The sequence below is a fragment of the uncultured Porphyromonas sp. genome (assembly GCF_905372525.1).
Lineage (GTDB): Bacteria > Bacteroidota > Bacteroidia > Bacteroidales > Porphyromonadaceae > Porphyromonas.
In genome coordinates this window covers 38,587-47,379 of record NZ_CAJPPN010000016.1, presented here as the reverse complement: position 1 = coordinate 47,379, position 8,793 = coordinate 38,587, and the positions used below count along the sequence as shown (strand labels likewise).

Annotated in this window: 9 protein-coding genes and 1 tRNA gene; 4 read left to right on the top strand and 6 right to left on the bottom strand. The window is 53.5% G+C overall.

The features are described from left to right. Positions 1-692 precede the first annotated feature (692 nt). From QZ170_RS04520 to trxB, 4 genes are all read left to right on the top strand, one after another. Positions 693-768 (top strand) — tRNA-His (locus tag QZ170_RS04520). Positions 769-891: 123 nt separating this feature from the next. Next, on the top strand, positions 892-1,557 hold the full coding sequence (gene ung, locus QZ170_RS04515) for a uracil-DNA glycosylase (RefSeq protein WP_297177776.1): 666 nt from the start codon (positions 892-894) through the stop codon (positions 1,555-1,557). Positions 1,558-1,676: 119 nt separating this feature from the next. Further along, positions 1,677-2,180, top strand: coding sequence for an RNA polymerase sigma factor (locus tag QZ170_RS04510; protein ID WP_297177773.1), 504 nt, complete (start codon positions 1,677-1,679; stop codon positions 2,178-2,180). A 47-nt stretch (positions 2,181-2,227) separates the two neighbouring features. Further along, positions 2,228-3,172: a thioredoxin-disulfide reductase gene (gene trxB / locus QZ170_RS04505; RefSeq protein ID WP_297177771.1), complete on the top strand. Its 945-nt coding sequence runs from the start codon at positions 2,228-2,230 to the stop codon at positions 3,170-3,172. A gap of 146 nt (positions 3,173-3,318) precedes the next feature. On the opposite strand, the gene QZ170_RS04500 is transcribed toward trxB, so the two are convergent. The 6 genes from QZ170_RS04500 to QZ170_RS04475 form a co-directional block, all read right to left on the bottom strand. Further along, the gene (locus tag QZ170_RS04500; RefSeq protein ID WP_297177768.1) at positions 3,319-3,969 is read right to left on the bottom strand and encodes an O-methyltransferase; all 651 of its coding nucleotides are present in this window, start codon (positions 3,967-3,969) and stop codon (positions 3,319-3,321) included. Then, complete coding sequence (locus QZ170_RS04495) at positions 3,966-4,862, bottom strand: 4-hydroxy-3-methylbut-2-enyl diphosphate reductase (RefSeq protein WP_297177765.1); 897 nt, start codon at positions 4,860-4,862, stop codon at positions 3,966-3,968. Before QZ170_RS04495 ends, QZ170_RS04500 begins: the two co-directional genes overlap by 4 nt. A gap of 40 nt (positions 4,863-4,902) precedes the next feature. Next, positions 4,903-5,625, bottom strand: a complete 723-nt coding sequence (cmk, locus tag QZ170_RS04490; protein WP_297177762.1) for a (d)CMP kinase — start codon at positions 5,623-5,625, stop codon at positions 4,903-4,905. A gap of 227 nt (positions 5,626-5,852) precedes the next feature. Further along, positions 5,853-7,196, bottom strand: coding sequence for a signal recognition particle protein (ffh, locus tag QZ170_RS04485; RefSeq protein WP_297177759.1), 1,344 nt, complete (start codon positions 7,194-7,196; stop codon positions 5,853-5,855). A gap of 5 nt (positions 7,197-7,201) precedes the next feature. Next, entirely contained in the window at positions 7,202-7,555 is a 354-nt protein-coding gene (panD, locus tag QZ170_RS04480) for an aspartate 1-decarboxylase (protein ID WP_297177756.1), read from the bottom strand. A gap of 2 nt (positions 7,556-7,557) precedes the next feature. Further along, positions 7,558-8,685: a GNAT family N-acetyltransferase gene (locus QZ170_RS04475; RefSeq protein ID WP_297177753.1), complete on the bottom strand. Its 1,128-nt coding sequence runs from the start codon at positions 8,683-8,685 to the stop codon at positions 7,558-7,560. Between the last annotated feature and the right edge of the window lie 108 nt (positions 8,686-8,793).

Sequence of the window (8,793 nt, the reverse complement as noted above, 5' to 3'; positions counted from 1 at the left end):
TCTATCTTCGGCGTATACTCCCCCACGACCTTGCCCTCGCACTATAGTGATTTCAGGCGTCAGCCCTCCTCCTAAGAAGAGCCCAATCTATAGCCCCTCGTAGAGTAGAGAAGAGGGACTCCGAGGAGTCAAGCCTAGAGAGGCATATCTATATCAGGGAGAGCCATCTCTCAGATGAGACTCACTACGCTCTTAGTCGCTCTCTCCTTCTATAGGGCTGGAGCGAATGGATAGGACGGGTTGAGCGAACAGCTCCGAGCATGGAGTCGGGGGCGCCCCCCTAATATCAGGCATACTTAAAGGGGTGAGACGAACATACCGAGAGCGTCCCTGCGCTCCTATAAAGAACGTCTCCATCACCTATGTAAGGTGATGAGGGCGCTCTTACCGAGAGCCCAATCGGGTACCTTATAACAACCTAAGGGTGGGTATCCCAAGGCCACTATATACCCACCGCCTCCCTAGGAGGATATGTTTCAAGCAAGCCTCCTAACCCCTAGTAGCGACAAACTTTCACCACGAAAGAGCACATTTCCCTCAGGACACACTCACTCCTTACACACAGATGGTTAGCTATCCGAGGAGACTCTGAGGTGGGGGAACTTTGTGGGGACAAGCATGTAGAGATTTTGCTATATAAGAAAGTCTTTCTATCTTTGCAGTGCTTTTGACAAAGAGATCAGAGCACATATGGTGGTTGTAGCTCAGTTGGTTAGAGCACTGGATTGTGGTTCCAGGTGTCGTGGGTTCGAATCCCATCTTCCACCCAAGTTTTGTGGATAGCACGATGCTTCCCATTCAATAAAAGGTTACTAGAGGGCGTTTAATCATTGATTAGACGTCCTCTATTCGTTAGAGAGGCCGTCCACAGACTACATCACGAAGAGAAAGATGAATGTACGATTAGAGGAAAGCTGGCGGGAGGCTTTAGCCCCCGAGTTTGAAAAGCTCTACTTCGCCCTACTGACCGACCGTATCCGCACGGAGTACCAGACAGGCACCATCTACCCACCTGCTGGACAGATATTCCGGGCACTGGATCTCTGTCCGCTACCACAGGTACGGGTCGTACTCTTGGGGCAAGACCCTTATCATGGGGCGGGACAAGCAGAGGGGCTCTCCTTCTCCGTCCCAGACGGGATACCAGTGCCCCCGAGCCTGAGGAATATCAAGCAAGAGATCGCCTCTGACCTCGGCCGTCCCTCCATCATCTCTGGGGGAAACCTCCTACCCTGGGTACAGCAGGGTGTCCTCCTGCTCAACACGACCCTCACTGTACGATCGGGGCAGGCGGCCTCACATCAGGGATTAGGCTGGGAGACCTTCACCGACGAGGTGATCATGGCGGTCAACCGCCAGCGGGAGCACGTAGTCTTCCTCCTCTGGGGGACACCCGCTCGGCGTAAGGCTTCGATGATCGACCACACTCGTCATCTCATCCTCGAGGCACCCCATCCGTCTCCGCTCTCTGCCAGCCGAGGCTTCTTTGGCTGCCGGCACTTCTCCGCTTGCAATACCTACCTACAGCAGCGCGGCCTTACACCTATAGAATGGTAAGCCGGCTTACCATAGATAGCCTCTATCCCTCCATAAACAGAGAAGGAGGTAATAGCCAAGAAATAGTTTTATCTTTGTAAAAATATTAGACAAGGGAAACTTCAGAAACAACATAAGCTATGGACGTACTCCAGATACAAAAGGACCTGATCGGGATGCAGGACTATATGAAGAACTTCGCCCGCACACTCACCAAGGATGAGGCCGACGCCGAAGATCTCACGCAGGATACCACGCTCCGCGTACTCAATAACTATGATAAGTTCGTCGACAATGTGAACTTCAAGGGTTGGGTGCTAAAGATCATGCGTAACATCTTCATCAACAACTATCACAAGCTCGTCCGCACGCAGGGGATCATCGACTCCAACGTAGATGCGTACAACGTACCCCTGCTGAGCGAAGGTGGAGAGAATACTCCCGAGGGATCCATGGATATCAAGGAGATCACCCAGGCTATCGCAGGTCTACAGCCTAGCCTCAAGGAGCCCTTCTCCATGTTCGTCTCTGGCTATAAGTACAACGAGATCGCTGAAACCCTAGGCATCCCCCTCGGCACAGTCAAAAGCAGGATATTCTTCGCTCGTCAGGAGCTACAGAAGAAGCTCCACGACATGCGCTAGCCCAAGGGGGGTCACCATCACACATCATTATCGTCACACCGTCTATTATGAGTAGAGAACATCGTCGCACCCTGATCATCGGATCAGGCCCTGCTGGCTACACAGCCGCAATCTATGCCTCACGAGCCAACCTCTCCCCCCTCCTCTATGAGGGACTACAGCCTGGAGGACAACTCACACAGACCACCGAGGTCGAGAACTTCCCTGGATACCCCGAGGGTGTCACGGGTACCGCACTCATCCAAGACCTCCGCAAGCAGGCTGAGCGCTTCGGCACGGAGATCCGTAGTGGCCTCGCTACAGCCGTCGATCTGTCGAAGGCTCCGTACCTAGTCACCTTCAGCGATGGCAAGGAGGTGGAGGCTGACACCATCATTATCTCCACGGGAGCCTCGGCCAAGTACCTCGGTCTCCCAGACGAAGAGAAGTACGCCGGTATGGGGGTCTCGGCCTGTGCTACCTGTGATGGTTTCTTCTACCGTGGGAAGAAGGTCGCCGTCGTCGGAGGCGGAGACACAGCTTGCGAAGAGGCTATCTACCTAGCAGGCCTCGCCTCGCACGTCTACATGATCGTACGAAAGGACTATCTCAGAGCATCCAAGATCATGCGCCAGCGTGTGGAGGACAATCCCAAGATCACGATCCTCTATGAGCACAACACGCTCAGACTATACGGTGAGGACGGCGTCGAGGGTGCTCACCTAGTCAAGCGCAAGGGTCAGCCAGATGAGGAGCGTGTAGATCTACCGATAGACGGCTTCTTCCTCGCTATCGGACATCACCCGAATTCAGAGCTATTCGCCCCATGGGTTGATTGTGACGCAGTCGGCTACATCCAGACAGAGGGAGCTACGCCACGCACCAAGGTCCCAGGTGTCTTCGCCGCTGGGGACGTCGCGGATCCGCTCTATCGTCAGGCTATCACGGCCGCTGGATCTGGCTGTAAGGCTGCCATCGAAGCTGAGCGTTACCTCAGCGAACACGGCCTCTAGCCGTCCAATACAAACTAGCCATAACGAACAAAGGTCGCAGATGAGATCCATTCTCATTTGCGACCTTTGTCCTTTTATCGGCGGGTACTTACACCCTTTCCATCCCGAAGCCTTCTGGGGGCTAGAGTGTCTCTAGCTGAGTCCCCTCACAGCTTACGAATGATACTTAGCCCATCACGCAGGGGGAGGATAAGGTTCTCCACCCGAGGATCACGCTGCACCCAGTCATTAAAGGCTAGGATAGCCTGCGTCTGGCTGTCTGTAGGCAAAGGATCCTCAATGACCTTCCCATCCCACAGCGTATTATCAGCTAGTACTATGGCACCAGTAGGTAGGTATGGTATGAGGAGTTCGTAGTAGTCTATGTATTGTCGCTTATTGGCATCCATATAGACTAGATCGAAGCTATGCTGCTGTACGAGCCTAGGTATAAGCTCTAGAGCATCTCCTAGGTGTAGGTGTATACGACCTCTATAAGGAGCATCGGCAAGGAACTCCCGAATGAAGTCCTCCATCTCATCGTCCGACTCGATCGTATGCACCTCACCATCCCCCTCGAGAGCCTCGGCGAGACAATGGGCAGCATACCCCGTATAAGTCCCTATCTCGAGCACCTGCTGAGCTCTGAGCATTCGGCATATCATCTGTAGGAGGTTGCCCTGTAGATGCCCCGAGAGCATCCGGGCACGTAGGAGACGTACATGAGCCTCTCGGCTCAGGTGGGATCTCTGGGGGCTCTCTGGGGTGGTGTGCGCGAGGATATATTCCTCTAGGCGCTCAGGATCTATCGAGTTCATTCAGCTGAGGGCTGGGGCATCCCCAGGAGCTCACGTACCCGAGTAGCGACCTCCTCCATCTGCCACATGGGTGTAGAGGTAGCCCCACAGATCCCGATCGATCGGGGTATCGGGGTGAGCATCTCCATCTGTACATCATCGGGAGAGGAGACGAAGTAGCTACGGGCATTCCCCTTCTGACAGTAGCCGAAGAGGACTTTGCCATTGGAGCTCTTAGAGCCTGCGACGAAAAAGGTCAGTTCGTGCTGCGAAGAGAAGTCTTGGATGTGGGGCATCCGATTGGAGACCTGGCGACAGATAGAGTCTTGGTAATCAAAGCGTGCTCCTTCCTGCATACGCTCCCTAAGGGTCTGGATGAGCTCATTGAATCCCGTCAGGGATTGAGTCGTCTGCGAGAAGAGAGCCACGGGACGAGAGAAGTCTATGAGCTCTATATCCTCGGGGGCCTGGACGACGATAGCCTTACCATCCGTCTGTCCTACTAGTCCGTTGACCTCAGCATGTCCCTTCTTACCGTAGATGACGATCTGCCCTCCGAGGGGCTCTAGTTCGGAGAACTTGCGGCGCACTTTCTTCTGAAGGGCGAGCACGACAGGACAGGTAGCATCCACGAGCTCTATGTTGCGCTCGCGTGCAAGCTTGTAGATAGCAGGAGCCTCTCCATGCGCTCTGAAGAGGACGCGCTTCCCCTCCAGGGTCTTAAAGGTCTCGTAGTCGATGGTCTGCATCCCCTTGGACTCCAGTCGTTCTACCTCCTGATTGTTATGGACGATGTCACCGAGGCAGTAGAGCTCTCGACTATCCTTTGCCAGCTCCTGCTCGGCATGCTTGACGGCATTGATCACACCGAAGCAGAAGCCGGACTGCTGGTCTATTTCTATAGTTGGATACATTGGCTATAAAAAGAATGAATAGGTGAGCCAAGCGGAGGGTCTACCCTCTCTGGCTACCACGAAGATGGGCGAGGACAGCCTCAAAGGCAAAGCGTAGCATCAGATCCTGCTCGGCGATACTCACGTGAGAGTTATCTAGCACGACAGCATCCTCGGCCTGCCGTAGAGGTGCGACGGGGCGATGAGTATCGATGTAATCACGCTCCTGGAGGTTCTGGAGGACGTCCTCGAGGCTAATCTCCCCATCCCCCTTGGCACGTAGCTCGGCGAGCCTACGCTCAGCACGTACCCGAGGATCAGCGGTCACGAAGACCTTCATCTCAGCCTCTGGGAAGACAGCGGTACCGATGTCCCTCCCATCCATCACGATACCCTTTGCCCGCCCTAGAGCCTGCTGCTGACGAGTGAGGAACTCACGGACGAAGGGGAGGGCCGCGATAGGACTCACATGTGAAGCGACCTGCATGGAGCGAATATCCTGCTCTACACACACTCCGTCTAGGTGGAGGACGGGCACATCATATCCCTCCTGTGTTGCGAAGGTGAGCGAGAGGCTACTGAGCCTAGACTCTAGCTCGGCCTCTAGGATCTCCCCCGCAGCAGTGATCAGTCCCTCTCTCAGAGCAAAGAGCGTGACGCCACGATACATAGCTCCCGTATCGACGTAGATGTAACCAATATTCTTTGCCAAGGCACGAGCCATAGAGCTCTTTCCACAGGAGCTGTAGCCATCTACGGCTACGATGATCTTCTTATCTGTCATGATCGCTAGAGTATTCTGATGCGAGGATTAGGGTGGGTCGACTTAGATCCACCGATTAAACAAACAGCTAGTAACAAGTGAAGGTTGCAAGGCCCTCATCATCCACAGGGTAGGATGCTACGAAGGGAAGAGAATGTCTCCCCCAATAAGACAAGAGATAGCCCCACCTAGACCTCCAGAGGAGGGATCCAGATGGGGCTATGTGTTAGATCAAGGCTAGGCAAAGCCTAGAAACGAGACTTTCCAAAGGGCATCTTGGGCATCTTGGGCATTTTTCCACCTTTGAAGCCTTGGAGAGACTTCATCATCTTGCGTGTCTGGGTGAACTGTGTCAGGAGCTTATTTACCTCCTGAATGCTCGTACCGCTACCTAGAGCGATGCGCTTACGACGATGACCGTCTAGGATATGGGGCTTAGCACGCTCCTCAGGGGTCATGGAGTAGATAATCGCCTCGACGCTCTTGAAAGCATCGTCCTTGATGTCTATGTCCTTGATTGCCTTACCGACACCAGGGATCATCGCAGCGAGATCCTTGATGTTCCCCATCTTCTTGATCTGCTGGATCTGGGCAAGGAAGTCATTGAAGTCAAACTGATCCTTGGCGATACGCTCCTCTAGTCGACGTGCTTCACGCTCGTCATAGAGCTGCTGTGCACGCTCCACGAGTGATACGATATCACCCATACCGAGGATACGGTCAGCCATACGCTCTGGATGGAAGACGTCTAGTGCATCCATCTTCTCTCCCATCCCGACGAACTTGATGGGCTTATCTACGACGGTACGAATAGAGAGGGCAGCTCCACCACGAGTATCCCCATCGAGCTTGGTGAGGACGACCCCGTCGAAGTTGAGTCGGTCATTGAACTCCTTAGCCGTATTCACCGCATCCTGCCCTGTCATGGAGTCCACGACGAAGAGCGTCTCACTAGGGCGAATAGCATCCTTGATCGACTGGATCTCACGCATCATCTCTTCGTCTACGGCGAGTCGTCCAGCGGTGTCGATGATGACCACATCACAGCCCTTGGCCATAGCCTCTGCTACACCACGGCGGGCGATGCTGACAGGATCCTTGCTCTCTAGGTCTAGATAGACAGGCACCTGTATCTGCTCTGCTAGGACACGTAGCTGCTCGATAGCTGCGGGACGATACACGTCACCGGCTACGAGGAGGGGCTTCTTCCCTTGCTTGGTCTTCAGTAGGTGTGCGAGCTTGCCAGAGAAAGTGGTCTTACCCGATCCCTGAAGCCCCGACATGAGGATAATAGCAGGAGAGCCCTTGAGGTTAAGCTCACTGGCCTTGCTTCCCATGAGCTGGGCTAGCTCATCATGTACGATCTTGACCATCAGCTCCCCTGGGCGGACAGCCGTCAGGACGTCTTGGCCTAGAGCCTTGGCCTTGACCTCCTCGGTGAACTTCTTGGCTACATTGTAGTTTACGTCAGCCTCTAGCAGGGCACGGCGTACATCCTTTAGGGTCTCGGCTACGTTGAGCTCGGAGATCTTACCCTCACCCTTTAGGAGCTTGAATGATCGCTCGAGGCGTTCACTTAGGTTTTCGAACATATCAGTTATGGGATAAGTCTATTTGTATCTGAATCGGGGAAGACCACGGCAGGCTTGAAGCCCTGAGCCTCCTCATAGGTCATCCAGGCATAGGCCATGATGATGACGACGTCTCCAGGCTGGACAAGGCGCGCTGCAGCGCCATTGAGGCAGACGACCCCTGAGCCACGCTCACCTGCGATGACATAGGTCTCTAGGCGGGCTCCGTTGTTATTATCGACGATCTGCACCTTCTCTCCCGGGAGGATGTTGGCAGCATCGATGAGGTCTTGGTCGATGGTGATACTCCCCACATAGGAGAGGTTAGCCTCAGTGACTGTTACTCGGTGAATCTTGGATTTAAGTAGTTCGATGAGCATCTTTATATTTCTTTGATCCAGGCACGACGTGTCTTGTGGTGCTTGCGCTCGAAGTAGTTCCACTGCATCTGTACTGCAGCGTTGGTCTCCAGCTCCGGATTGCTCTCCGCATATCGGATACCATTCTTATGGAAGATAGGGATAAGGTCATCGAAGAGGAGGGCATTGACCCCCTTATTCTGGTATTCAGGGATCACACCGATGAGGTAGAGGTCTACCACAGGATTTCTCATCTTCAGTGCCTTCAGCAGATATGCCCATCCGAAGGGGAAGAGACGCCCCTTAGCCTTCTGTAGGGCACGACTGAGGTTAGGCAACGTGATCCCAAAGCCGATCACCTTATCATCCTCCTCACGCACGATCACCGTGACATAGTCGTAGCGAAGGAGCGGTATATACATACGTACATAGTAGTCGATCTGCTCTCGTGAGAGCTCCGACACGCCATAGAGCACCGAATATGCCTGGTTAAGCGTATCGAAGATACGATGAGCATAGGGGAGGATCTCCTGCTGGTTGCGGAACTTTAGGGTCTTCAGTCCATACTTCTTGCGGACGATCTCCGCGATACGGCGATGCTTCTCTGGCATCTCATCAGGGACGTAGATCTTGTATTCCTTCCAGTCATGATCCTTGACGAAGCCCATACGCTCCATCTGCTTAGGATAGTAGGCATAGTTATAAATCGTAGCCATGGTACCTAGCTGATCGAAGCCCTCGATGAGCATTCCCTCGTGATCCAGATCGGTGAGTCCCATAGGCCCCTGGAGCATCTCCTTACCCCGCTTCCTTGCCCAGTCAATGACGGCATCGAAGAGTGCATCTACGACCTCATTGTCGTTGATAAAGTCTACGAAGCCAAAGCGAGCATTATTCTGGTTCCAAGTCTCATTCGCCCGGTGATTGATAATACCGGCTATACGTCCTACGATACGCCCATCCTTATAGGCGAGGAAGTATGCAGCTTCGCAGAACTTAAATGCAGGGTTACGTGCTGGGTCTAGTGTCAGCAGCTCGTCTTCGATGAGCCCTGGCACATGATACGGATTACGACGATAGAGGCGGAGATTGAAGCGTACAAACTTCCGCATATCTGCCTTTTCCGTGATCTGTCTTATTTCGACTGCCATTTACTGTCTATTCTTGGGTCTCTACAAAGAGAGACTCGTTAATTGCTCTACAAAGATACTTTAAAAAGTCAATATGCCTGATTTAGACCTCACTGGCTCGCTCCTATG

What these genes read in the sequence shown, in the direction of transcription:
- ffh (WP_297177759.1), bottom strand. Translation starts at nt 7,196, where the DNA reads ATGTTCGAAAACCTAAGTGAACGCCTCGAGCGATCATTCAAGCTCCTA.
- trxB (WP_297177771.1), top strand. Translation starts at nt 2,228, where the DNA reads ATGAGTAGAGAACATCGTCGCACCCTGATCATCGGATCAGGCCCTGCT.
- QZ170_RS04510 (WP_297177773.1), top strand. Translation starts at nt 1,677, where the DNA reads ATGGACGTACTCCAGATACAAAAGGACCTGATCGGGATGCAGGACTAT.
- cmk (WP_297177762.1), bottom strand. Translation starts at nt 5,625, where the DNA reads ATGACAGATAAGAAGATCATCGTAGCCGTAGATGGCTACAGCTCCTGT.
- QZ170_RS04495 (WP_297177765.1), bottom strand. Translation starts at nt 4,862, where the DNA reads ATGTATCCAACTATAGAAATAGACCAGCAGTCCGGCTTCTGCTTCGGT.
- panD (WP_297177756.1), bottom strand. Translation starts at nt 7,555, where the DNA reads ATGCTCATCGAACTACTTAAATCCAAGATTCACCGAGTAACAGTCACT.
- QZ170_RS04475 (WP_297177753.1), bottom strand. Translation starts at nt 8,685, where the DNA reads ATGGCAGTCGAAATAAGACAGATCACGGAAAAGGCAGATATGCGGAAG.
- ung (WP_297177776.1), top strand. Translation starts at nt 892, where the DNA reads ATGAATGTACGATTAGAGGAAAGCTGGCGGGAGGCTTTAGCCCCCGAG.
- QZ170_RS04500 (WP_297177768.1), bottom strand. Translation starts at nt 3,969, where the DNA reads ATGAACTCGATAGATCCTGAGCGCCTAGAGGAATATATCCTCGCGCAC.